This window comes from Microcystis sp. M015S2, from assembly GCF_020245945.1.
Taxonomy (GTDB): Bacteria; Cyanobacteriota; Cyanobacteriia; order Cyanobacteriales; family Microcystaceae; genus Microcystis.
In genome coordinates, this window is the sequence record NZ_JADBTX010000016.1 from 12303 (window position 1) to 37743 (window position 25441).

Genomic DNA, 25441 nt, shown 5'->3' on the forward strand with positions numbered 1-25441 from the left:
AACGCTGTAATTGAACTCTGATAAGTAATAGGACAAAATTAAATTCTTGGTGAGGATAGGCACTCATGCAATATGTGTGATTAATTGTGTCTAGCTACTTAACTTAAAACTTAAACCTGATCACTGATAACTGATAAGCGATCTCAGTATATTGGGGTTGCTTTCTCGTTTTTGCAAAGAAATATATCGAAATCGGCAGCGGATAGGAAAATTCGTGCGAGAATCTTAAAAAATAATTAAATCGCCCTAGTAGTAGCCAACGATTTTGTGATTATCGATCCAAATCCACCAATTAGCACAAAGGGAGGCTCTTATGGAAAAGCAGCCATCAGCAATCGATACCGAGTTAGATGGACAGCTACAAGAGGAGGATTCCGAGCAGTTTCTGCGTAGTATATTTAATTCCGTGCAAGCGTCGATTTTTGTAGTGGACGTGCTGGAAAATAGAGATTTTCGCTATGTGGGAGCAAACCCCGTTCATGAACGCTGGACAGGACTGCGCTCATCGGATATTAAAGGCAAAACTCCCGAACAAATCCTTCCCCCCGATGATGCGCGTAGTGTGCGGCAACACTATAGTGATTGTGTACGTTACGGAACGACTATTTCCTACGAACAGTATTTACCTTTTCAAAATATACCCTACTGGTGGCTAACAACTTTAACACCCCTACGGGATAACAATGCGCGTATCTATCGTTTAGTGGGAACCAGTACCAATATCACCGAACGCAAACAGGCCGAAGAAGCTTTAAGATTACAAGCAGAACGGGAACAACTACTGGGGGTAATGCAGGAAAGAATCCGGCAATCATTGGATCTTGATCGCATTTTGCAAAGAACCGTTAAAGAGGTGCGACAATTCCTCAACTGCGATCGAGTATTAATTTATCGTTTATTCCCCGATCATAGTGGCATGATTGTGGTGGAATCCCATACTGCGAGGATTAATTCTGTCTTAGGAAACAGCATCCAGGATCCCTGTTTTAATTTATCCCCAGAACGTCTGGAAAATTATCGTCGCGGGAGAATTCAAGTTATTGAAAATGTCCATAATTCGGGACTTGATCCCTGTTATCGCAGCCTGCTAACCTCTTTGCAAGTACAGGCTAACTTGGTGGTGCCAATTATCTGCGATAACCAACTCTGGGGGTTACTAATTGCCCAAAATTGCCAAAAAACTCGCTCTTGGCAATCCCAAGAAATCGATCTGCTCAAACAATTAGCCATTCAAGTGGGAATTGCCATTCAACAAGCGGAACTGCACCAACGGGTAAAATGCTTGAATACTGCCTTAGAATCGGAGGTTCAGCAAAGAACCGCCGAATTGCAGATGACTTTGAAGTATGAAGCATTAATCGGACGGATTACCGAAAAAATTCGCGATAGTCTCGATGAAAATCATATTCTGCAAACTACCACTAGGGAATTAGTGCAGGTTTTACCCGTAGAACGCGCCCAAATTGAGCTTTACGATCCCAGTCGCAGCAAAGCCACTATTGTCCACGAATATACCACTCAAAAGCTTATCTGTCAGGGAATTACCCGTCAAATTAGCGATTTTCCCGAAATCTATCAACCGCTGCTGCACAAACAAATTTTACAATTTGTCGATCGTCTTCCCCTTGGCAATCCGCAAATTGGTCGTGTTAACCGTTGTGCTTGTCCTATCTTTGACGATCAGGGTTTTTTGGGCAATCTTTGGCTAATTCGACCGTCTAATCAGATTTTTAACTCCTTAGAAACTAATTTGATTCAACATATTGCCGCCGAATGTGCGATCGCTATTCGCCAGGCGCGACTTTACGAATCTTCCCAAGCACAAGTGAGGGAATTAGAAAAACTGGAAAGATTAAAAAGCGAATTCCTGAAAACCCTTTCCCATGAACTGCGAACCCCGATTACCAGCATTCGTCTAGCGGTGGAAACCCTAGAAAGTCTCCTAGAAGATCAAGGAATCGAGATCGATCCAGAGGATTCGATCGGTCAACTGTTGCAAATTCTTAACATTGAATCTCAGCGTCAGAGTAAGTTAGTTAATGATCTGTTGACTTTAACCTATCTGGATGCGGAAACCGAACCCCCGGCGATCGAAGCGATCGACTTACTTTCTTGGCTACCCTTATTAGTGGAACCTTTTCGCACTCTCACCCGCGAGCGACAACAGCAGTTAATTTTAGATATAGATGGGGATATACCGGAAATTAACACCAGTCTGTGTCATATCGAGCGCATCATAGCGGAATTACTGACTAATGCTTCTAAATATACCCCAGAACGAGGAATAATTAGGGTAAATGTCTGGCGTGCGGACGAGCAAATATTAATTAGTGTGAGCAATTCAGGTGTAGAAATCGCTCCAGAGGAATTATCAAAAATATTCGCCCCTTTTTATCGCATTCCTAACCACGATCCCTGGCGCTACAGTGGTACTGGTTTAGGTTTAGCTTTGGTCTGCAAACTGATTAAACCCCTGAATGCCACCATCGATGTCACCAGTGCCAATGCTGTCACCACTTTTACCCTCACCTTGCCAATCTAGTCGAGCAGAAAACTTTTTAGAAAAAAACCTTGCAATTATTTCGAGGGCGTGCTATGTTGATAAAGGACTGAAAAACGCCGAGATAGCTCAGTTGGTAGAGCAGAGGACTGAAAATCCTCGTGTCCGCGGTTCAAATCCGCGTCTTGGCATCGAAAAAACACTAAAATTTGCCCTGTATTTACTTTCTAGTCTGCTAGGTTTTGTAAATGCAGGGATGGGCGGTTAAAATGCGTCTTAGCTTATAAGTGATGATACGGGCCGCCGATATTCGATCAGATTTGAGTCTTCAGTTCACTGATTACTGATCACGGAAAAGTCTCCCCAACCGGCAACCACTTTTTGATTTTTGGCTTGACGTAAGCGGTCACGGATTAAGATAATCTAACAAGTATGTACGATAATGAAATCCTAGACTCTAACAACTCCTTAAATAATCCTCTCGATGGGAGCGATCCGGACCTAGCAGCGGAAATCCCCCCCGATCCAGAGGAAATGCTCTCATTGCTTACTTCTGATCATCTGAGCGAGAGAATGATCGCGGCCCGCGCCTTTTGTGAATTGCGTGACGAAAGAGCGATCGCTCCTTTACTGAAGATGTTAAGCGATGTCTGTCCCCTAGTGCGTGTCAGTGTCGCCTACGCTTTGGGCAGAAATCCCAGTCTTAGTGCCGTGGAGCCCTTAATCGATTTACTGGCCAGAGATTGGAATGGTTACGTCAGAAAAGGGGTGGTTTGGGCCCTGGGTAACTGTGGTGATCGCAGAGCGATCGAACCTTTGGTTCATGCTCTCAAAACTGATATTTCGGCCGTGCGATTATGGGCAGCCAGTAGTTTGGCCCAGATTGCCAAGGTCAATTATGAAGATATCATCACCGTCTTGCCGCCTTTAATTGAAGGATTGCGCCGAGATTTAATCGCGGCGGTGCGGAGTAATTGCGCTTGGTCGATCGGTCAATTATGCCGAGAATTGCCCTTAAATGTGATTTATGCCACGGCGATCGATGCTTTGATCGAAGCCTTGGTGGAAGATGAGGATTTAGGTGTCAAGGAAGATGCGAGAGGTGCTTTATTAAAAGTGGGCGATCCGAGAGGATTACAATTGATCGAGGAATTAGAGCTTGAAGGAATTATCTAAACCGCTAATTTTGGGCGTTACGGGGGCATCAGGGCTGATTTATGCCGTCCGTACTCTCAAATATCTACTTTTAGCCGACTACACGATCGATCTAGTGGCTTCCAAATCAGCTTACACTGTCTGGCAAGCAGAAGATAATATTCGGATGCCGCCAGAACCGGAGCTGCAAGAACAATTTTGGCGCAGTCAATGCGGGGTGATGGAAGGGGGAAAATTACGCTGTCATCGTTGGGGGGATGTGGGGGCAACGATCGCCAGTGGTTCCTATCGCACCCTTGGTATGGTAATTATTCCCTGTAGCATGAGTACAGTGGCTAAATTAGCGGGGGGGTTAAGTTCCGATTTGCTAGAAAGAGCGGCGGATGTGCAGATTAAGGAGGGCAGAAAATTGGTTTTAGTGCCGCGAGAAACCCCTTTTAGTTTAATTCATCTGCGTAATTTAACCACTTTAGCCGAGGCGGGCGTTAGAATTGTGCCAGCAATACCGGCATGGTATCACCATCCCCAATCGATCGAGGATTTAGTCGATTTTGTCATCGCTCGTACTCTCGATCAGTTAGATATCGATTGTGTGACAATTAATCGCTGGCAAGGACATTAACAGTTATCAGTTATCAGTTATCAGTTATCAGATGTAAGTTTTAAGTTAATTAGTTAGTTAGTTATCTTTATCTTTATACCTGTTTACTGTTTACTGATCACTGTTTACTGATCACTGTTTACTGATCACTGTTTACTGATCACTGTTTACTGATCACTGAGTCAAGGGAGGTAAAAATGGGCTGGATTATGGTCTTATTTGCGATCGCTGTAGGCGGATTACTGATCTGGCAGAATCTGGGAGTGATCACTTTGGTCTTTTTTGGCGGTATTATGACGGTAAAACTGCCCCTAGCGGTCTGGGTGTTACTTTTCACCCTAGCGGGAATTATCAGTGGTTTAACCCTGCAATTTCTCTATAGTTTTGGTCGTCCTTTAGCTGCCCCAAAAGCCTCCCCTCGTATAGGAAATAATCCTACAGTCCCACCGCCATCTCCCCGACCTACCTATATTCAAGATTCTGCTCCGTCTCCACCGAGTAACGATTGGGAAAGAGATAGCGGTGATGATTGGAATTTTGATACACCCCCCCTTCGACGTAGCTCAGGGCAAGCCGAAAAACCGACGATCATTCAGGAGCGGGAAGAATTCTCGCCTAGGCTTGCAGATGAGGAGAAAGCAAATTTTGTCAAGCCACCAAGTGACAGTTCTCAAACCGGCTCGGTTTATTCCTATAGTTACCGCACAGCCAAACAGACTCGCGGGGAAAAAGCCGATCAAGTGTACGATGTCAATTATCGGATTATTACGCCCCCCGCCGAGGATCAAAACGAAGTAAACAAAGCGGATGAAGAAGAGTGGATTTAACTTTGACAGAGACAGAACCAGTGCTGATCAGCTAAAAATTGCTAAAAAGACGGTAAAAAAAGGCTAAAAAACTTAAAAAAGCTAATTATGCCCCTCGTTGGCTCTCTGGTTCGTTAAAGAAAAATCTAAGCTAATCCGATAATACCTGCTGGCAAATCCTGCTAGGGGGGTTTTATCTGTTAAAATTTCTTGTCGTCGTGAAGTGAAGCGGGAAGAATATGCGAATTCTATTTGTGGGTGCCGAGGCCGCCCCAATTGCCAAAGTTGGGGGAATGGGAGACGTAATTGGGGCATTACCGAAAGTCTTGCGTCAGCTAGGTCATGATGTGCGGATTTTTCTGCCCTACTACGGTTTTCTCCAGGAAAAAATGGACATCCCTTCCGAACCCATTTGGTCAGGATTCGCCATGTTTCAGGATTTTTCAGTCTATGAAACGGTTTTACCCGATACAGATATTCCTCTCTACCTCTTTGGTCATCTAGCTTTCTCTGGACGCAGTATCTACGGAGGCGAAGATGAGGCCTGGCGATTTACCCTATTTGCCAATGGTGCGGCGGAATTCGCCTGGAATTACTGGAAACCGCAAGTTATTCACTGTCATGATTGGCATACGGGCATGATTCCCGTCTGGATGCACCAAGACCCCGATATTAGCACCGTTTTTACGATCCATAATCTCGCCTACCAGGGTCCTTGGCGGGAGGCGTTAGAAAAAATGACTTGGTGTCCTTGGTATATGCAGGGCGATAATACTATGGCTGCGGCGGTTCAATTTGCCAATCGCGTCACGACTGTCTCTCCCACATATGCCCGTCAAATACAGACCCCCATTTATGGCGAAAATTTAGAGGGATTATTGTCCTATATTTCTGGCAATCTGGTGGGGATTGTCAACGGCATCGATACGGAGGTGTATAACCCAGCTAAAGATGTTTATCTTAAGCAGAATTTTACCCCAGAAACCATCGAAAAACGTCTGGCTAATAAAATTGCCCTGCAAGAAGAAGTGGGGCTACAGGTCAGCAGAAATGCCTTTGTCATGGGGATGGTGACGCGTTTGGTAGAACAAAAAGGTATTGATCTAGTGATGCAAATTTTAGATCGCTTTCTCACCTATACTGATGCACAATTGATTATTTTAGGTACAGGCGATCGCTATTATGAAACCCAACTATGGGAGATGACTTCCCGTTTCCGGGGGCGAATGTCCCTGCATCTTCTCTATAGTGATGCCCTTTCCCGTCGCATCTATGGGGGGGCCGATGCTTTGTTAATGCCTTCCCGTTTTGAACCCTGTGGCATTTCCCAATTAATGGCCATGCGTTACGGTTGTATTCCCATGGTACGCCGCACCGGTGGTTTAGTCGATACGGTATCTTTCCACGACCCGATTCAGGAAAGAGGAACAGGATTTAGTTTTGATCGCTATGAACCTTTAGACCTGTTTACCTGTATGATCCGGACTTGGGAAAGTTTCCGTTATAAACAGGATTGGCAAAAACTACAGCAACGGGCAATGACTCAAGATTTTAGTTGGTATAAATCCGCTTTGGAATATCTCAAAATCTACAAACAAATCACCGGACAATCCGATCAATTATCCGATGAGGAAAAAGATAAATTTGTCGCCCTGACTAGCAGTTAAATCCTGATTAAGTAGGGGTGAAGATATATCACCCCTACTGGCTAGAAATTAATCGGTAACGGCGTTGAGAAGAACTTCCGCTAGGGTCATATCTTCCATATCATCGATAGTAATTGTGTCAACAATATCGAATTTGGCCCCCGCCGATTCTAGTTGATCGTCTAAAGCTTTGAGAAATTCTGTCGCTTGTCGATCATGGCCTACTTGAATCAGAGAAATGGCTAATTCTTCATCCCGATCGAGTTTTCGAGAAGCTTCGATAATTTGACGCATCACCGCTTTGCGATCATCTGGTTCTCCGTCGGTAATCACCAGAATAGTTTCTCCGTTGGGTTTAGTTTTGCCAGCAGTTTTGCGCTGAAAATAATTATTGAGGGCATCTTGGAGAACAGCGGCTAGGTCTGTCCTCCCCATGGGTTCATTTTCTTGATAAATTTGTGTCACCTTATCGGAAGTAACATTATCATAGCGTCGGAAACGTCCGGAAAAAAGATAGATAGTGATGCCGTCGGGATCGAATTCCTCGCACTTTCTAGCCAAGGCGAGGGTGGATTCTTGGGCAATTTGCCAACGGGTTTTCTCGCTGGGTTTATCAGCAGTGGACATACTGCCACTTTTGTCAATAATCAGAGTATAATCTCTGTTTTCTACCATAGGGGCTATACCTCCAAGCAATTTGCGCTCGTCCTAGTCTAATAATTATTAAACTCTAGGATGGAAACTCTACCTCGATCGACTAGGGTTTTTTAACTATTGGGGGAAGGAGACAGCGTAATCAACAGCAGAAACTATCGCCAGAAAACCGGTCGGGCTAAAATGAAAAAAGTATGAAAATTATTTCTTAACCTGATACTGTTAAATTAGCCGATGAGTGATAGCAAATCGATCGCCTCAACCGAGAAAAAGCCAGATCATCCACCTTCTTGGAGTTTTTGGACGGTGTTTAGTTCCACCTTCCTAACCATATTTTTTGCTGAAATCGGCGATAAAACCCAATTAGCCACCCTTCTCATCAGCGCCGAATCTCAATCCCCCTGGGTGGTTTTTGCCGGGGCAGCCAGCGCTTTAATCGCTACCAGTCTCCTCGGTGTCCTGATTGGTTATTGGATTGCGCGTCGTCTTTCCCCCAAAACCTTAGATATCGGTGTCGCTATCCTTCTCCTTTTGATCACTGGTTTACTGGTCGGCGATATTCTCTAAGCAATCAGTGATCAGTGTGACTGTTTACTGTTTACTGTTTACTGTTCACTGTTCACTGAAAAAAGCTTCCCATCTCCCTAGAATTTATGAATTGGCAATTATTCGGACTGACATTTATCACGGTTTTTTTGGCAGAAATAGGCGATAAAAGTCAATTAGTAGCGATCGCTCTCGGTGGCAGTTCCAAATCACCTAAAGCTGTCTTTTTTGGCTCAATTACCGCCTTAATCTGCACCAGTTTCTTAGGAGTCCTTGCGGGCGGCAGTATGGCGCAGTTATTCCCCGCTAAGATATTAAAAGCGATAGCGGCCATTGGTTTTGCGCTGCTTGCTGTCCGGCTGCTTTGGCCAGATTCAGATTGATAATTGGGTTTGCGGCAAAAAGCTTTTCGGTGGGGGCAGGGTGTGGGGTGTGGGGTGTGGGGTGTAGGGTGTGGGGTGTAGGGTGTGGGGTGTAGGGTGTGGGGTGTAGGGTGTGGGGTGTGGGGTGTCGGAAGAATAAATAGAAATAATCTCCTGTCTCCTGTCTCCTATCTCCTGCCTCCTGTCTCCCGACTCCTGATAGCTAAAAAACTGAGGCAAATTCCAGAAAAATAATTAATTTTTTGGAAAAAAGTAGCGAAAATTACAAAAAATATCCAAAAAGTAGCGAAAATCACAAAAAATCTGCTAACCTAGCCGTAATATCACACAGATATTTGTAGAAAGATTCCCGAAAATCTCCTCAGCAAAAACATCCGTGTGAAGTAGCTAATATTGTCAGCGAGGTTAGTTCAAGATCATCATGTCAAATTTAGGACGACGTAAATTTCTCCTGTACGGTTCTGCCACTTTGGGAACCAGTATTCTGTTAAAAGCTTGTGGTGGCAATCAAAGCCAAACCCCCACGGCTAGTCCTAGCCCAGCTGCTAGTCCCGCCCCGGCTTCTGGAGAGACAATTAAGGTGGGTATTCTGCACTCCCTCAGTGGCACCATGGCCATCAGTGAAACCAGCGTAGTTGATGCGGAAAAACTGGCGATCGAGGAAATCAATGCCGCCGGTGGTGTTCTTGGTAAACAGATTGAGGCAGTGGTGGAAGATGGCGCTTCCGATTGGCCAACTTTTGCCGAAAAAGCCACCAAACTGATCGATCAGGACAAAGTTGTGACTGTCTTCGGTTGTTGGACTTCCGCCAGTCGTAAGGCGGTTTTACCCGTGTTTGAAGCCAAAAACCATATGCTCTGGTATCCTGTCCAGTACGAGGGTCAAGAGTGTTCTAGAAATATCTTCTACACTGGTGCTGCACCTAACCAGCAGATCGAGCCGGCAGTGACTTGGTTGCTGGAAAATAAAGGGAAAAAATTCTTCCTCGTCGGTTCCGACTACGTTTTTCCCCGCACCGCCAACACGATTATTAAAGAGCAGTTAAAGGCGAAAGGCGGCGAAACCGTGGGCGAAGACTATCTACCCCTAGGTAACACGGAAGTTACCCCGATTATCACCAAAATTAAGCAAGCTTTACCCGATGGTGGCGTTATTTTCAACACCCTCAACGGTGACAGTAACGTGGCTTTCTTTAAACAACTGCAAGCGGCCGGTTTAACTCCCGATAAATATCCGGTCATGTCGGTGAGTGTTGCCGAGGAAGAAGTTAAACAGATTGGTAAGGAATATCTCCTCGGTCAATACGCTTGTTGGAACTATTTCCAAACCGTAGATACCCCCGCTAACAAAAAATTTGTTGAGGCTTTTCGAGCTAAATTCGGTCAGGAGCGCGTCACTAACGACCCGATGGAGGCGGCCTACATCATGGTCTATCTCTGGAAGCAAGCGGTGGAACAAGCGGCAACCGCCGATGATCTCGACAAAGTTCGCGCCGCGGCCGTGGGACAAAAATTCGATGCTCCCGAAGGACCGGTGGAAATGTTCCCCAATCATCATATCTCCAAAACCGTCCGCATTGGTCAGGTGAGAGATGATGGTCTATTTGACATTGTTTGGTCAACTCCGGGGGTAGTGGATCCGCAACCTTGGAACCAATTTGTCCCCGAAACTAAGGGCTTTGCCTGTGACTGGACGGATCCGGCCAAGGGCGGTAAATTCAAAATGGAAAAATCCTAGTTTTAGGAATTTTTCCAGACAGTAACGAGAGTGAGGTGGGCATTACTGTTCACCCCACTTTTTAAAGCTTAAAAATGCACAGGAATAACGAAAAGTGTCAGCATTATTGGAAGGATTGTTTAATGGTATTAGCATCGGTTCTGTGCTATTGCTGGCCGCTTTAGGACTAGCGATTGTCTTTGGACTGATGGGGGTAATTAATCTCGCTCACGGTGAGTTAATGATGTTAGGGGCCTACAGTACTTTTGTGGTGCAGAATATCTTTAAAGGTTTCGGTTCTCCCCTCTTTGATACTTATGTTTTATTCGCCCTACCGATCGCTTTTTTAGTGTCGGGATTGGCGGGATTATTATTAGAAAGGGGGGTGATTAGGTTCCTCTATGGCAGACCCCTAGAAACGCTGCTGGCCACTTGGGGAGTTAGCTTAATTCTGCAGCAATTTGTCAGAAGTGTCAACGGGTTATTAGTAATTAGTTTAATAGTTTTCTGTCTGTTATTTTTTGGGGCGATGACGGTGTTAAGTCGTCGCCTAGATTGGGAGAGAATTCGCAATTTAGCTATCGGTGTCACCCTGCCTTTATCCCTAGCTATCGCTGGATTATTAGGCTATCTTTTATCTTTTAATCCGGTTCTCGCTCGACCCTGGTTTAGTGCCAGAAACGTCGATGTCACGGCTCCTGCTTGGTTACGGGGAGGTTTACCTTTACCCGGTTTTCAAATGCCCTACACCCGTCTATTTATTATCATTTTAACTGCCCTTTGTTTGTTAGGAACCTATTGGTTTTTAAATAAATCTTCTTGGGGTTTACGCATTCGTGCCGTCACCCAAAATCGCCAGATGAGTGCCTGTTTAGGCATTCCGACAAATCAAGTGGATGCTTTGACTTTTGCCCTCGGTTCGGGATTAGCTGGAGTTGCTGGTTGTGCGATTAGTTTTTTGGGTTCCGTCGGTCCAAATGTGGGACAAAATTATATCGTTGATACCTTCATGGTAGTGGTGGTGGGGGGAGTGGGTAATCTCCTAGGAACTATTATCGCAGCTATGGCCATCGGTGTGGCTAATTATTTAATTGGTTCGGGAACTTTTGCCCTGATTTTTGGTTCCGTAGAAGCACTAAAACCCCTAACGGATTTCTTCACCTTTTTCTCCACCACTAGCATGGCAAAAGTGATGATTTTTGCTTTAATTATTGCTTTCTTGCAATTCAAACCTGCGGGAATTTTTCCTCCTAAAGGACGTACTGCCGAGTTATAGATTATGATTACCGAAACCATCACTAGAAACGAATCCCGACAACGGGAAAAGAAAAAGTTAATCACGGAAATCGCTGTTATTGTTGGTTTAGTGGTCATCTTTGCGGTGTTACTGCCCTTAGCTTTGTCGGCTTTCCGTTTGCGTTTATTGGGGCGATTTCTTTCCCTGGCTATTGTCGCTTTGGGGATAGATTTAATCTGGGGTTATACTGGTTTATTAAGTCTTGGTCATGGCATCTTTTTTGCCCTCGGTGGTTACGCTTTGGCCATGTACCTAAATCTTCAGTTACCCCCCGGACAAATGCCCGAATTTTTTACTCTCTACGGGGTGACAGAATTACCTTTTATTTGGCAACCTTTTTATTCCCTACCTTTGACAATTCTAGCCCTAATTATCGTACCAGCGATCGTGGCGGGATTATTAGGTTATTTAATCTTCCGCAACCGCATTAAAGGGGTTTATTTCTCGATTTTGACCCAAGCGGCTTTACTGGTATTTTTTAACTTTTTTAACGGCCAACAAAAGTTAATTAACGGCACTAATGGCTTAAAAACCGATACCCAAACAATTTTCGGGTTGCTGGTAGGCTCCGATGCCGTTCAAGTGGCCTTTTATTTACTCACAATTGTCTGTTTACTGGCTATTTATCTGCTCTGTCGTTGGTTAACTACCGGCAGATTTGGGCGCTTGTTAGTCGCCATTCGCGATGACGAAGTGCGTGTCCGTTTTTCCGGTTATGATCCTACTTGGTTTAAGGTGTTAGTTTTTGCCATTTCTGGGGCGATTGCTGGTGTTGCCGGCGCTCTTTATACCGTGCAAACGGGAATTATCACCCCTAACTCTATGGATGTGGCTTTTTCCATTGAAATGGTGATTTGGGTGGCTGTGGGGGGACGTGCTACCCTTGTGGGGGCAGTTATCGGTACTTTATTAGTACGCCTAGCCCAAACTTTTTTAAGCGAACAATTTCCGGAAGTCTGGGTATTTTTCCAAGGGGCCCTATTCCTAATTGTGGTGACAGTGCTTCCCGATGGTCTTCTCGGTGGAATTAAACGTTTGCTGACTCATTTTGGTTTCCGCAAAACTTTAATCACCTATCCTAGTATTGAGGAAGCTCCGGAAGTGCAACTGGAAAGAGAAGAATTAGAGCATGAGTGATTTTATTCTATTAGTATTCAGGAGTCAGTTTTCAGATGTGAGTTTTCAGTTCACTGATTACTGTTTACTGTTCACTGTTCACTGAAAATACTTCCCAACTCCCTCTTAGAAATTATGACTGGAAAAATCTTAGAAATCGAGAATCTTACCGTTAGTTTTGGGGGTTTTAAAGCTCTCAATAATCTTAATTTCAGTATGGATACGGGAGAATTGCGAGTGATTATCGGTCCCAATGGTGCGGGAAAAACCACTTTTTTAGATGTGATTACGGGGAAAGTGCAACCCACCATCGGACGGGTATTATTTAAAGGTCGAGATCTCCGCAAAATTCCCGAATATGCGATCGCTCGTTTAGGTATTGGTCGCAAATTTCAAACTCCTAGGGTATATTTAAATCTAACTGTCCGAGAAAATCTCGATTTAGTTAGTAATCGCAATAAAAATGTTTTCTCAACTCTTTTCGGTCGTCCTCCTCTAGAAGATAGCCGACAAGTTATTGGTTTATTGGAAATAATCGGGTTAACTGCTAAAGCTGATTTACCCGCTTCTTTACTCTCCCACGGGGAAAAACAACGCTTAGAAATTGGCCAATTAGTGGCTCAGTCACCAGATTTACTGCTAGTAGATGAACCCGTAGCAGGATTAACCGATGAGGAAACGGAAAACGTGGGTAATTTGTTATTAAATCTAGCGGAAAGTCATTCGATTATTGTCATTGAACACGATATGGAATTTGTCCGTCAAATTGCCCGCAAAGTCACGGTTTTACACCAAGGAACTGTTCTCTGTGAGGGGAATATGGAGCAAATTCAAAATGATCCGAAAGTTATTGAAGTTTATCTAGGTTCCTCGGAAGAATAAAGAGTAAAATGATTAAAATTAGTTAAAAAGGGTTGACAATGTTACACATATCTGATCTCAATGTTTACTACGGAGAAAGTCATATTTTAAGAGATGTTGATCTTAACATTAATGCGGGAGAAATGGTCTGTTTAATCGGACGTAATGGCGTGGGTAAAACTACCCTATTAAAAACCTTGATGGGTATCTTAAAACCGCGAGCGGGAACAATTAATTATGAGCAACAAAACCTGATTAATAAAACCTCAGATCAAAGAGCCAGATTAGGACTGGGTTATGTGCCGCAGGGTAGGGATATTATTCCCCGTTTAACGGTAAAAGAGAATTTAATTCTCGGTTTGGAAGCTTTACCCACAAAAAGAAAAAATGCCACAATTCCCGAAGAAATCTTCGATTTATTTCCCGTTTTAAAAACCATGTTATCGCGGATGGGAGGAGATTTAAGCGGTGGACAACAACAGCAATTAGCCATCGCTCGCGCCTTAGTGGGGGAACCAAAATTATTAATTTTAGATGAACCCACGGAAGGAATTCAACCGTCAATTATTCTCGAAATTGAAGCGGCGGTGCGGCGTATTGTTGCCAGCAAAGGAATTGCCGTTTTATTAGTAGAACAACACCTGCATTTTGTCCGCCAAGCTGATCGATATTACGCCATGCAGAAAGGGGGAATTGTTGCTTCCGGTTTCACAAGCGGATTAAGTCAAGAAGTCATTCAGCGATTTTTGTCGGTTTAAACTTAACTTTTTCCTTGATAAGTAGGTAGGTGTTAAAAATTATCAGACACCCCCCTTATCAAGGGGGGATTAAGGGGGGATCAAAGAAAAAATCTATCTTCAATTTAATTATAACCACTTACTTATATGACTCAAATAGTCGTAATTGGTGGCGGGGCAGCGGGATTTTTTGGCGCAATTAAAGCGGCAGAATCTAACCCAAAAGCCGGCGTTACTATCCTAGAAGCGGCAAAAGAACCTCTGGCGAAAGTGCGGATTTCGGGAGGGGGACGCTGTAATGTCACCCATCATTGTTTTGATGTTTCCCAATTGGTTAATTATTATCCTCGCGGTGGCAAAGCACTACGGGGAGCTTTTAGTCGGTTTCAACCCCAAGATACTATTAAATGGTTTGAATTGCGGGGGGTAAAACTCAAAACAGAAGCGGATGGACGAATGTTTCCCAGCACCGATAATTCTGAAACTATTGTTAATTGTCTGCGGGAAAGTGCGACTTTTGCTGGGGTTAATTTAAGGCTAAATTCCCCAGTTAAATCGGTAAAAAAACAGCAAGAAAGTTTTTTGATTGAATTAAAAAGAGAGGAGCAAATTAGGGCAGATAAGCTTTTAATTGCTACGGGAAGTAGTCCTTTTGGTTATCGCACCGCTCAAGATTTAGGTCATTCTCTAGTCTCTCCTGTCCCTTCTTTATTTACCTTTCAAATTGCCGATCCTCGTCTGCAAGATTTGTTAGGGGTTACTGTGGATAAAGTGCGAGTTCGTCTTGGGGGAAGCAAATTAGAACAAATCGGACCCTTGTTAATTACCCATTGGGGAGTCAGTGGACCGGCTATTTTAAAACTTTCTGCTTGGGGGGCGCGGGTACTTCACGAGCAACATTACCGAATGCCTTTAATCATTAATTGGTTGGGGGATTATCATCCTGAAAAATTGCGAGAAATTATCTTACAAACTAAAAGTGAATATCCCAAAAGAAAACTTTTTAATTATTGTCCCTTTGAGCAGTTACCTAAGCGTCTTTGGCAGAGTTTATTAAGTTACTTGACTGTTAACTCGGAAACTCCCTGGGCAGAATTATCTAAAAATACTCTCAATCGATTAATGACTGAATTACAGCAAGGGGAATATCAAATCAAAGGAAAAGGGGTGTTTAAGGAGGAATTTGTCACCTCTGGGGGAGTGAATCTTCAGGAAGTGGATTTTAAAACTATGGAAAGTAAAATCTGTCCGGGGTTATATTTTGCCGGGGAGGTACTAGATATCGATGGAGTCACGGGGGGATTTAATTTTCAAAGCGCTTGGACCACTGGTTATCTCGCCGGACAAGCTATGGGCAATAGATAGCAGTATGCCGGTGTATTAGGCTGCCCCAATACACCCGACGGCAATCAAACTCCGAGAAAATCTCATTTTAACTGATAGTTGATAACCGATTCCTTGATGCTGTTATTCCCAAATTGGACCGGCTGCAATTATTTCTTGGGAGGCAGTGGTAAATTGACGGAAATTTTCCACGAAACGATGGGCCAATTCTCGCGCCTGTAGGTCGTAGGATTCGCCATCTTGCCATGCTTGTCGCGGGTCGAGGATTTTTTTGGGAACTCCCGGGACAATTTCGGGGACGAGAACTTGAAAGATGGGATGAGGATGGAAAACTACTTCCTCTAAATCGCCATTTAAAGCGGCGGAAACCATAGCGCGGGTGTGTTTGATCGAAATGCGATCGCCAACTCCGTAGGGACCGCCAGACCAACCAGTATTAATCAGATAAACGGAGGTTTCGGGATGTTGTTCTAAACGTTCCCCTAACATTTGGGCATAGACAAGGGGTGAGAGAGGGAAGAAACATTGACCGAAACAACTGGAAAAAGTCACCTGTGGGGCGCTGATTCCCCGTTCCGTTCCCGCTAATTTGCTAGTATAACCGGAGAGGAAATGATACATCGCCTGGTTTGTGGTTAATTTGGCGATTGGCGGCAGTACCCCAAAAGCATCGGCAGTTAAGAAGATAATAGTTTTCGGGTGGGTTCCCATGCCAGATACGGCACAATTAGGAATATAACGCAGGGGATAGGCGGCGCGGGTGTTTTCGGTCAAACGTCCATCATCGTAGTCGGGAAGGCGATTATCGGGGGAAAGGATCACGTTTTCGAGAATAGTGCCAAATTGAATCGCCGCCCAGATTTGGGGTTCGTATTCGGCACTTAAACGGATGGTTTTAGCGTAACAACCGCCTTCAAAGTTAAAAATGCCATCTTCTGACCAACCGTGTTCATCATCACCGATGAGGCTGCGTTTAGGATCGGCGGAAAGGGTGGTTTTACCCGTACCGGAAAGACCGAAAAAGAGGGCCGTATGACCGTGTTTATCCATGTTAGCGGCACCGTGCATCGGTAAAACCCCTTGTTTGGTCATCAGGTAGTTCATCATCGAGAAGACGGATTTTTTGATTTCGCCAGCGTAGCGAGTGCCACCGATGAGAACGATTTTTTTGGCCAGGTTGAGGACGATAAAGGCTTCGCTGTTCAGGTCGTCATCCTCGGGATCTCCCTGTAACCCCGGCAGGGCAATCACGGTAAAATCAGTTTCATGGGCAGCTAGTTCGATCGCACTGGGCCGGAGGAATAACTGATGGGCAAAGAGGTTATGGTAGGCGATTTCGGTGACAACGCGCACGCCAAAGCGACAATTAGGATCGGACCCGACGTAACCATCGAAGATATATAGGTCTTTTCCCTGTACATAGGCGAGGACTTTTCGGTATAACTGCTGGAATTTTTCCTCGCTAATCGGGGCGTTATGCTGATTCCAGTCGATTTCCTTTTCGCTGGTGGTTTCTTTGACAATGAATTTATCTTTGGGGGAACGACCGGTATATTTACCCGTTTCCACCACTAAAGCCCCATTATCGGCTAAAACGCCCTCATGATGTTCGATCGCCTGTTCGACTAATTGCGGTACGGAAAGATTGCGATAAACGCGACCGAGATTTTTCATGCCTAGGTTTTCGAGGCCGTAGGTGGGATGAATTTGATTTTCTAATTCGCAGTGGAAATTGACATTCTCCATGCGATCGGACAAGGAACAAGAGATACTATCATTGGTCAGCGTGTGTAGAGTCGGCATAACCCCAATTCTCCTGATAATTTAGTTGTCGGTTTAGAGCTAAGTTCCAGGTCTCTGATTAGTGCAGTTATAGAAACTAGAAAAACTCCGTTCTCTGTCCTTTTCACTCCCAGACACCTAAGGAGCTATATTGATTAGTTTATTTGACGATATTTGCCTGATTAATCTGGTCTTTTGCTGTCGGTAAAGCCAATTTTAGAGCGGTAATTCAGGCTTATTTGCGTATTTACCCGTCATCTCCCAGTCAGGGTTTTTACCTTTTCCCTCTTGCCGATCTAACTGCTTTTTCTAGATATTTTTAGTCTATCTGTACAATAGGATACGGACGATGTTTTTTTTACAAAAGTTAACAGCTAAACAAAATTGGTCCGCTAATCTAGCAGTTATCTTAATGGTGGGGTAGGAAGTCTCTGGTTTTGGGCAACGTCGGAACGCCGGAACAATAGCTGGTCGTCTAGAGATGATGCCAAAGATCATAAACGTGGTCAAATTGATTTCACCGCTAATAAAAAAAGTCGATTGACACAGGAACCAGTTAGCGGCCAAAATTGACCCTATTAGCCGTTGGCAAGCCTTAGAATTGATTGTGTAACAGGTTAATTAAGTCTAGCTCGATCTCGAAAAAAACAACTAATAATGATCATCGCAGGAGAAAGAAGCGGAGTCGGTAAAACTACGATTACTCTGGCAATCTTGGCCTATTTAATCAGTCGTGGCGATCGAGTGCAATCTTTTAAAGTCGGGCCCGATTATATCGATCCCATGTTCCATACTCATTTTACCGGTCGCCCCTGTCGCAATCTCGATCCGGTTTTAACTTCTGAAGACTATGTAAAAACCTGTTTTGCCCAACATTGTCAAAATGTCGATTATGCTCTGATCGAAGGGGTAATGGGGCTATTTGATGGTATTCAATTAAGCGAGACTCAATTTCCCGATTATGCCAGTACCGCCCATATTGCCCGTATTTTAGGGCTTCCTCTGCTGTTAGTTATCGATTGTAGTCGTTTATCTACCTCTGTCGCCGCTATTGTCCGCGGTTATCAATCTTTAGACAAAAATCTCCATCTAGCCGGAGTTATCCTCAATCGGGTTGGTAGCGATCGCCACCAGCAATTACTGCAAACCGCCCTAGAATCAATCAATATGCCGATTGTCGGGGTTCTGCGTCGTCAAGATTCCCTGACAATTCCCGATCGCCATCTAGGATTAGTTCCCAGGGATGAACTAGGAGAAATCAGGCAACTGCAAGATCAACTGGCTTCTATTGCCCAAAACTGCTTTAATTGGGACATTCTCTTGCCTTTACTGACTATTTCTCCCCAAGAGAACCCGAAAAATCCCCCAGAATCAAATAAGCTTTTTCCCCCTATCCGTATCGGTATTGCCAGAGATAAGGCTTTTAACTTTTATTATCCCGATAATCTCGATATTTTAGCCAATTTAGGCGCGGAATTAATCTTTTGGAGTCCCTTGCAAGGGGCAAATTTGCCCGAAAACCTACAAGGATTGTACTTTGGTGGCGGTTTTCCCGAAATCTTTGCCCCAGAATTAGCCGCTAACACCCCTATCTTAACTCAGGTGAGAAAAGCGATCGCCTCTGGAATGCCTACCTACGCCGAATGTGGGGGATTAATGTATTTATGTGACAAAATAGTTGATTTTGAGCAAAAAAATCATTCTATGTTGCAAATAATCCCCCAATCTGCTATAATGTCGCCGAAGTTAACCCTAGGTTATCGGCAAGCCATCGCCAAACAGGAGACGATCCTGCTCAAAGCAGGTCAACCAGTGCGCGGCCATGAATTCCATCGCTCCCAATTAAGCGGGGTGAGCGACGCACCGATTTATCAACTGCAAGCATTCCCCAAAAGTGACATCAATGCCGAAGGGTGGCAAGGTAAGAATCTGCACGCTTCCTATCTCCACCTACATTTTGGGGCTAATCTCAGCCTGCCGAAAAAATTTTTAGCTGCCGGCCTTGATTTTTTCCGCACAGCTGCGTTAAGCTAGTTGCAGATAAATTCAATAATTAATCCGTTAAGGGATACAGGAGGTGATGTCGATGGTAGAAAGTAGTAAAAGCATGGGTCTCTTAATCGACAATAGCCGGCTGTGCGCCGGGGCTGTTCTCTAGATCCCCACGTCTAAACAAGATTTAGACTAGCTGGAGTTCCTTCCGGCAGTCTGGTGTCGATTCCGATGACCCGCTACACCGCCCTTACCGAGCAATTGGTAAGGGCGGATAGTTTTTGAGGGTTTGCCGTCATCTGGGAACCCCAGAACCAGAAGTAATACCAATTTTGTCCTAAGTGAGCCTTTCTTGACTTTAACTCTACGGGCGTAAACTAACCCAGCGCCGCTTCTGGTTTGGGGACACCGTTTTAACGCCATTGACCGAGATAATATCATTGGCCAAATTCTCCGCCATCATGGGAATTAATCGGTTTATATTATTCTTATAAGCTTTTATCCAGAATTGAGAGAGTTTCTCTCTCGCCTCCTCATTGACGTAGATAGTTTTATCTGGCATAATCAATACCATTGCCACGTGACCGGAGTTTTCTGTGATGGCAAAGACAAACTGATCACGGTCGGACTTGAGACCTTCGTACCAGTAGTCTATGTGTTCTTCTAATTCGTATTCATAGAGAGCGCGTTCCATCTTGCCATCTTGTAGCAAGGCTTTACGCAGTGTATTGGCTATCTTTCTTTGTTTCATGGTCTTGTCCCTGTTTTTGTCGGCGTTAAGTTTTGCTGATTAGACATCACTCCATATTAGGAGCACTACTATAGAAATCATCAATTAACCTGACAACAACCCAGTCCAGTCGTCGTTATCAAAATCACAGAACCTTGCCCGACTCGTCTAGATGAGCCTGTTATTTGAGATTAAGTTTTCTCTCCGTAAGGATTCTAACCTACTTTAGTTTTTGTTTAAGTGCCGTCAGGAGCGACAGGGTGGCCACTTTGTTAACTGGTCAAGGGAAAAAAAATGAGATCGCATCTTTCCCTAAGTAATTAAATTGTGTATAATGGCAAAAGAATAGAAAGGCTATATGCGTCGTCAAACTGTGTAGTCAACCTATAAGGTGTGAGGAAAAAACCATCATGTTAAGAATGTTCTGGAAATCATTGCTGGTTAGCCCAGCGATTTTGGGAGCTACTCTGGTAGCTTCTGCCAATGCTAGTAGCTTCGATCCCGCCAAATCTACCAGTGTTTCTACCGAATTTAACAATCTAGAAATCGCTCAAGTTCAGGACAACGCTGCAGGAACTGGCGAATTACTCAATCAGCTCGAACAGTACGGTAACGAAGGTCAAGTTGCACCCGTACAGGGCAACACCATCGATCAAGTCACCAGCGTTAACCAACTGCGCGATGTTTCCCCCACCGCTTGGGCCTATGAAGCCCTAAGAAGCCTTGTGGAGCGCTATGGTTGTATTGTTGGTTATCCCGATCGCACCTTCCGCGGCGACCGAGCTTTAACCCGTTGGGAGTTTGCCGCTGGTTTAAACGCTTGCTTAAACGTGATGGAACGTTTAATTCAAGATGGTGTCAACGTCCTCAAGGAAGACTTAGATGCCCTCAAGCGCTTGATGGATGAGTTCCAGGCCGAATTAGCGGCGTTGGGAGCTAGAGTTGATAACTTAGAAAGCCGGGTGTCTTTCCTCGAAAATAACCAATTCTCCACCACCACCAAATTAGCTGGGGAAGTTATCTTCGCTGTCACCGATACGGTCGGTGCTGGTAGCCCCGCCTCCCAGGCCGCCATGCAATACCGCGCTCGTTTGCTGTTAAACACGAGCTTCACCGGTCAGGACGTACTGAAAACTCGTTTAGCGGCGGGTAGTGCCACTCCCTTCGGATTTGATTACAAATCGACCACCACACTACAAAATGGTGATCCCGCTTCCGTCAGATTCGATAATCTGCAAAGCCCTTCCCTATTCCAAACTTGGACCGCGGCCGGTAACGGTAGCAATGTGGTTCTCGACTGGTTGGCCTACTATACCCCGATTGACTTAGGTTATTTTGGTCGCTTCAACACCTACGTCGCCGCTTGGGGCGGTATTTGGAATGACTTCGTTCCCACCACTAACCCCTTCTTTGAAGACTTCGACGGTGGTAATGGTGCGCTTTCGACCTTCGCTTCCGAAAACCCCATCTACCGTATCGGTGGTGGTTCTGGGGCCGGTGTTAGCCTACAGTTAGGCTTCCTCCAAAGCATTGTCGGTCCGACCTCCCTATCTTTAGGTTACTTAGCCGGTGGTGGTGGCTCTAGTTCTGCGGCCAATCCTAACCCGGGTAATGGTCTCTTTAACGGAGATTACGCCGCTTTAGCACAGATTAACGCTAACCTCTTTAACTTCCTCAACGTTGGCTTCACCTACGTTAACGCTTACCAAGGTGCCGATACCGCCATCTTCGGTAACGGTGGTTCCTTCGGTGTAACGGGGACTTCCGCCGCTAACCTTTCCCAAACTCAGTTAAATACCCTGCTCAACGTCAACGGCAACGATCCTGATAGCGTCACCCTACAGGATGAAGTCGGTTTCTTCAACTTCGGAGCCAAAGTATCCAACAGCTACGGTTTAACCGGTGCAGTGGATATTGGTTTCGCCAGCTTGAGTGCCTTCGGTTCCTACTCCACCGTGCGTTTACTCGGTCTCGGTGATGCGGAAGTGTGGACCTACGGTGCTGGTATTGCCTTCCCCGACTTGGGTAAAGAAGGAAATATCTTAGGTCTGTTTGCTGGTGCGCAGCCCTACATCGGTCACTTAAGCTTCCGGGAAATGGGTCTAAAAGTATCTAACATCGTTCCCTACCACGTTGAATTGTTCTACAAGTACCAAGTCACCGACAATATTTCTATCACCCCCGGTGTCATCTGGATTTCTGCACCTGAACAGTTCAAAGGCACTGGTAACGAGTGGATTGGCACTCTCCGCGGAACCTTTACCTTCTAGGATTTCCTAAATTAAACCCGAAACCCCACCCATGGTGGGGTTTTGTTTTAGGCAAATAGACGCTGATATTCTATCTGGATACAAGCATCCATAATCACATTTAAACCCGCCTCGATCGCTTTTTTTTCGGCAACTGGGTGATAAATTCTCAATTGTGTCCAAAGGGTAGCAGCCCGAATAGCAATAGCTGACTCGACAATTTCAGGTAAATAATCAGGATGACGAAAAACGTTAACAATATCCACAGGTTCGGGGATAGCCTCTAGAGAAGGATAGCAGCTTTGACCGTCAATTTGCTTGACCATAGGATTGACCGGATAGACTCGATAACCCACCGCTTGCAGGAATTTGGCCACCTGATAGCTGGCGCGGCTCGATTTCTCGGAATGCCCGACCACTGCGATAATTTTACTATTGCTGAAGATGGTTTTGAGCGCACCATCGTCCCCTTTAATATTCGGCATTGTCCCACCTATCTTAGAACCGAGTTTCGTTTCCCATAAAGATGAAGTTTAACCTAATTTGGTATCGACTTTTGACTCCAGCTTTAGCCACTCTCAAGAACTGGCAGCAATGTTTAACTTTTCTACAGGAAAAACAGTTATTACAAATCGAAATCAATCCCTCGGTATCTGTAGGAAAATTTACCCGATGGTCGCCCCTAAATCCTCTGACTTTAGTTACCACAAAACCTGATGAATTATCTTAGTATTATCATTCCGACCCTGAACGAGGAGTTAAGAATTGCCGCAACATTAAAACAGATAGGAGCGGGAGTAGAAATTATTGTTGTCGATGGGGGAAGTACCGATAAAACTAGAGAAATAGCCGAACAATTGGGGGCGAAAGTAATTATTTCCCCCAGTAAAGGTCGTGCATTTCAGATGAATTTAGGAGCCAAAATAGCCAAAGGAGATATTTTGTTATTTCTGCACGGAGATACTTTACTTCCCCATGAATTTCAAAAACAAATTATCAATACTTTATCCCAATCTGGGATAGTAGCGGGGGCTTTTAAATTAAAAATTGATGGAGAGGAAAAAACCCTGCGTTTAGTAGAAAAATTAGTTAATTGGCGTTCTCGCTGGCTTTCTCTTCCCTACGGAGATCAAGGAATATTTTTAAAAGCCTCAATCTTTGCCGATTTGGGCGGTTTTCCTGAGTTGCCAATTATGGAAGATTTTGAATTAATACAAAGATTGAAAAAAAGGGGTAAAATAGCCATAGTTGCTGCTCCGGTGATTACCTCAGCAAGACGTTGGCAAAAATTAGGAGTTGCCAAAACCACCTTAGTTAATCAATTAGTAATTATTGGTTATTATCTAAAAATTCCGCCCCACTTGTTGAAAAGTTTTTATCGTTTATGGTAATAAAATAAAGGCTGGCTTAAAAAGTATTTTAGGTCATTGTGTAATGTGGGGGCGCAACGTGGTCAGTGAGTTTATCGAACTGCTGACACCGAAAATGTAATATAGGGATGCAGCCGATTGCGTTTAGGAGTCCGTCGATAAAAACTTTTCTTTCCCGAAGTACCGATCGATAGGATAATTGATAATCAGAACATCTGCTCTGAGAATATGTCTCTTGATCGCCGTCAATTTCTTTATCTTTTAGGTGCTACCCTTGGCACAGCCACTCTTGCTGGTTTTAACTCTGCCGCTTTTGCCGCTACCAGTCCTTATAGTCTTATTGCCCTCCCCTATAGCTATGATGCCCTAGAACCTTATATTGATAAGGAAACGATGCAATTTCATCACGATAAACACCATGCAGCCTACGTTAATAATCTCAATCTGGCAGTGGCAAAATATCCAGAATTGCAGAAAAAAACAGTAGTAGAATTAATTAAAAATCTTGACTCTTTACCCGCCGATATTCGCACCACTGTCCGCAATAATGGCGGCGGCGATCTTAATCATACGATGTTTTGGCAGATTATGTCCCCCGATGGCGGTGGCGAACCAAAAGGAGAAATAGGAGCGGCAATAATCGCTAAATTTGGCAGTTTCGAGGAATTTAAAAACGCTTTCAACCAAGCAGGTACTAAACTTTTTGGTAGTGGTTGGACATGGTTGGTTTTAAATCAGTCAGGACAACTGGAAATTATCAGCACTGCTAACCAAGATAGCCCCCTAATGATGGGATTACAGCCAATTATGGGCAATGATGTCTGGGAACACGCCTATTACTTAAAATATCGTAATCAACGGGCTGAGTATTTAAAACAGTGGTGGAATGTGGTTAACTGGGAGGAGGTAAATCGCCGCTATCTTCAGGCAAAAGCTTAACCATGACAACTTTTACGGTAACAGTTCCCGCTACCACTGCTAATATTGGGCCCGGCTTCGATTGTCTCGGAGCGGCCTTAACTTTATATAATCAGTTTACTTTTACCCTGCTGCCGGCAACAACAGCTAACCCTGTCAGCATTAGTGTCAAGGGAAATGAATCAGCTAAAGTTAGCCAAGGGGCTGATAATTTAATCTACACTTCTTTTTTGCAAGTTTATCAAAAAATAGGACAGAATCCGCCCCCTATCGCCATCGAGATCGGTTTAGGGGTTCCTCTGGCTAGAGGTTTAGGTAGTTCTGCCACTGCTATTATCGGTGGGTTAGTGGCCGCTAATCAATGCGCCGGAAATCCTTTATCTATGGGGGAAATCGAAGCATTAGCGATCGCATTGGAGGGTCATCCAGATAATGTGGTGCCAGCTTTGCGGGGCAACTGTCAGCTATCGGCAGGGGACAGCACAAATTGGGCTATTTGTCAAGTATTTTGGCAAAAAAATCTCATTCCCGTCTTGGCGATTCCCGATTTTGAACTGGCTACGGAAAAAGCTAGGGCGGTTTTACCGGAAAAAATTAGCCGTCAGGAGGCAATTTTCAATATTTCCCGCTTGGGTTTATTATTGCGGGGATTGGAGACGGGTAACGGCGATTGGCTGAGAATTGCCCTAGAGGATAAACTGCATCAACCCTATCGGCAATCTTTGATCCCGGGTTACGAAAAGGTGAAAAAAGCCGCCATTAACGCGGGTGCTTACGGGATGGTAATTAGTGGCGCAGGTCCGAGCCTATTGGCTTTAACTAACCCCGACAATGCCCAAAAAATAGCCACAGAGATGACCAATGCTTGGGAGGAAGTGGGGATTAACTCTGAGGTGAAAATTTTGGCTTTAGATACCCTAGGGGCGCGGGTAAACTGTTATGAATTATAAATTATGAATTATGAATTATGAAGTGGGGGAATTATGAATTATGAATTATGAATTATGAATTGGGGAGGTGGGGAAGTGGGGAGCTTT

At 44.6% G+C, this 25441-nt stretch carries 23 protein-coding genes and 1 tRNA gene; 20 read left to right on the forward strand and 4 right to left on the reverse strand.

The genetic code is table 11. The annotated features are described in order from the left end of the window. Positions 1-313 precede the first annotated feature (313 nt). The 6 genes from IM473_RS02835 to glgA all read left to right on the forward strand — a co-directional run bounded on the left by IM473_RS02835 (position 314) and on the right by glgA (position 6729). On the forward strand, positions 314-2542 hold the full coding sequence (locus IM473_RS02835; RefSeq protein ID WP_287657167.1) for a sensor histidine kinase: 2229 nt from the start codon (positions 314-316) through the stop codon (positions 2540-2542). Between the two features lie 76 nt (positions 2543-2618). After that, a tRNA-Phe gene (locus IM473_RS02840) sits at positions 2619-2691 on the forward strand. 241 nt (positions 2692-2932) lie between these two features. Continuing rightward, on the forward strand, positions 2933-3676 hold the full coding sequence (locus IM473_RS02845) for a HEAT repeat domain-containing protein (protein ID WP_287657169.1): 744 nt from the start codon (positions 2933-2935) through the stop codon (positions 3674-3676). Further along, the gene (locus tag IM473_RS02850) at positions 3660-4277 is read left to right on the forward strand and encodes a flavin prenyltransferase UbiX (protein WP_104398397.1); all 618 of its coding nucleotides are present in this window, start codon (positions 3660-3662) and stop codon (positions 4275-4277) included. Before IM473_RS02845 ends, IM473_RS02850 begins: the two co-directional genes overlap by 17 nt. A 176-nt stretch (positions 4278-4453) precedes the next feature. Next, positions 4454-5083: a LapA family protein gene (locus IM473_RS02855; protein ID WP_287657172.1), complete on the forward strand. Its 630-nt coding sequence runs from the start codon at positions 4454-4456 to the stop codon at positions 5081-5083. A gap of 218 nt (positions 5084-5301) precedes the next feature. Beyond that, positions 5302-6729: a glycogen synthase GlgA gene (gene glgA, locus IM473_RS02860; protein WP_002741723.1), complete on the forward strand. Its 1428-nt coding sequence runs from the start codon at positions 5302-5304 to the stop codon at positions 6727-6729. A gap of 48 nt (positions 6730-6777) precedes the next feature. Here the strand turns inward: glgA and IM473_RS02865 are convergent, their stop codons facing one another. Continuing rightward, entirely contained in the window at positions 6778-7383 is a 606-nt protein-coding gene (locus IM473_RS02865) for a vWA domain-containing protein (protein WP_002733700.1), read from the reverse strand. Between the two features lie 213 nt (positions 7384-7596). On the opposite strand from IM473_RS02865, the gene IM473_RS02870 reads away from it, so the two are divergent. The 8 genes from IM473_RS02870 (at position 7597) to IM473_RS02905 (ending at position 15384) form a co-directional block, all read left to right on the forward strand. Next, complete coding sequence (locus tag IM473_RS02870; RefSeq protein WP_287657175.1) at positions 7597-7929, forward strand: TMEM165/GDT1 family protein; 333 nt, start codon at positions 7597-7599, stop codon at positions 7927-7929. A gap of 86 nt (positions 7930-8015) precedes the next feature. Next, positions 8016-8291 (forward strand): TMEM165/GDT1 family protein, encoded by a 276-nt coding sequence (locus IM473_RS02875; protein ID WP_002732425.1) that lies wholly within the window; start codon positions 8016-8018, stop codon positions 8289-8291. Between the two features lie 421 nt (positions 8292-8712). After that, positions 8713-10029 (forward strand): urea ABC transporter substrate-binding protein, encoded by a 1317-nt coding sequence (urtA, locus tag IM473_RS02880; protein WP_110578168.1) that lies wholly within the window; start codon positions 8713-8715, stop codon positions 10027-10029. A 94-nt stretch (positions 10030-10123) separates the two neighbouring features. Further along, positions 10124-11284 (forward strand): ABC transporter permease subunit, encoded by a 1161-nt coding sequence (locus IM473_RS02885; protein ID WP_150977896.1) that lies wholly within the window; start codon positions 10124-10126, stop codon positions 11282-11284. Positions 11285-11287: 3 nt separating this feature from the next. Continuing rightward, on the forward strand, positions 11288-12442 hold the full coding sequence (gene urtC, locus IM473_RS02890) for an urea ABC transporter permease subunit UrtC (RefSeq protein WP_287657177.1): 1155 nt from the start codon (positions 11288-11290) through the stop codon (positions 12440-12442). Between the two features lie 114 nt (positions 12443-12556). Next, positions 12557-13303, forward strand: a complete 747-nt coding sequence (gene urtD, locus IM473_RS02895; RefSeq protein WP_287657179.1) for an urea ABC transporter ATP-binding protein UrtD — start codon at positions 12557-12559, stop codon at positions 13301-13303. Positions 13304-13341: 38 nt separating this feature from the next. Then, positions 13342-14040, forward strand: coding sequence for an urea ABC transporter ATP-binding subunit UrtE (gene urtE / locus IM473_RS02900; RefSeq protein ID WP_287657182.1), 699 nt, complete (start codon positions 13342-13344; stop codon positions 14038-14040). A gap of 126 nt (positions 14041-14166) precedes the next feature. Then, entirely contained in the window at positions 14167-15384 is a 1218-nt protein-coding gene (locus tag IM473_RS02905; protein ID WP_287657185.1) for a BaiN/RdsA family NAD(P)/FAD-dependent oxidoreductase, read from the forward strand. A gap of 102 nt (positions 15385-15486) precedes the next feature. Here the strand turns inward: IM473_RS02905 and pckA are convergent, their stop codons facing one another. Beyond that, positions 15487-17166, reverse strand: coding sequence for a phosphoenolpyruvate carboxykinase (ATP) (pckA, locus tag IM473_RS02910; RefSeq protein ID WP_287657186.1), 1680 nt, complete (start codon positions 17164-17166; stop codon positions 15487-15489). 636 nt (positions 17167-17802) lie between these two features. Between pckA and IM473_RS02915 the strand changes: the two genes are divergently transcribed. Next, a complete protein-coding gene (locus IM473_RS02915; RefSeq protein ID WP_287657188.1) occupies positions 17803-19179 on the forward strand; it encodes a cobyrinic acid a,c-diamide synthase CobB in 1377 nt (458 codons plus the stop codon). A gap of 322 nt (positions 19180-19501) precedes the next feature. On the opposite strand, the gene IM473_RS02920 is transcribed toward IM473_RS02915, so the two are convergent. Continuing rightward, positions 19502-19888 (reverse strand): hypothetical protein, encoded by a 387-nt coding sequence (locus tag IM473_RS02920; RefSeq protein ID WP_353737455.1) that lies wholly within the window; start codon positions 19886-19888, stop codon positions 19502-19504. Between the two features lie 389 nt (positions 19889-20277). On the opposite strand from IM473_RS02920, the gene IM473_RS02925 reads away from it, so the two are divergent. Further along, the gene (locus IM473_RS02925) at positions 20278-22137 is read left to right on the forward strand and encodes an iron uptake porin (RefSeq protein ID WP_287657191.1); all 1860 of its coding nucleotides are present in this window, start codon (positions 20278-20280) and stop codon (positions 22135-22137) included. Positions 22138-22184: 47 nt separating this feature from the next. Here the strand turns inward: IM473_RS02925 and IM473_RS02930 are convergent, their stop codons facing one another. Then, the gene (locus IM473_RS02930) at positions 22185-22601 is read right to left on the reverse strand and encodes a CoA-binding protein (RefSeq protein WP_125731644.1); all 417 of its coding nucleotides are present in this window, start codon (positions 22599-22601) and stop codon (positions 22185-22187) included. A gap of 41 nt (positions 22602-22642) precedes the next feature. On the opposite strand from IM473_RS02930, the gene IM473_RS02935 reads away from it, so the two are divergent. The 4 genes from IM473_RS02935 (at position 22643) to thrB (ending at position 25354) form a co-directional block, all read left to right on the forward strand. Beyond that, positions 22643-22846 (forward strand): hypothetical protein, encoded by a 204-nt coding sequence (locus IM473_RS02935; protein WP_287657193.1) that lies wholly within the window; start codon positions 22643-22645, stop codon positions 22844-22846. Beyond that, the gene (locus IM473_RS02940; RefSeq protein WP_287657195.1) at positions 22833-23507 is read left to right on the forward strand and encodes a TIGR04283 family arsenosugar biosynthesis glycosyltransferase; all 675 of its coding nucleotides are present in this window, start codon (positions 22833-22835) and stop codon (positions 23505-23507) included. The genes IM473_RS02935 and IM473_RS02940 overlap by 14 nt, the downstream gene beginning before the upstream one ends. A 207-nt stretch (positions 23508-23714) precedes the next feature. After that, positions 23715-24425 (forward strand): superoxide dismutase, encoded by a 711-nt coding sequence (locus tag IM473_RS02945; protein WP_287657196.1) that lies wholly within the window; start codon positions 23715-23717, stop codon positions 24423-24425. A 2-nt stretch (positions 24426-24427) separates the two neighbouring features. Next, positions 24428-25354, forward strand: coding sequence for a homoserine kinase (gene thrB, locus IM473_RS02950; protein WP_287657197.1), 927 nt, complete (start codon positions 24428-24430; stop codon positions 25352-25354). Positions 25355-25441: the final 87 nt, after the last annotated feature.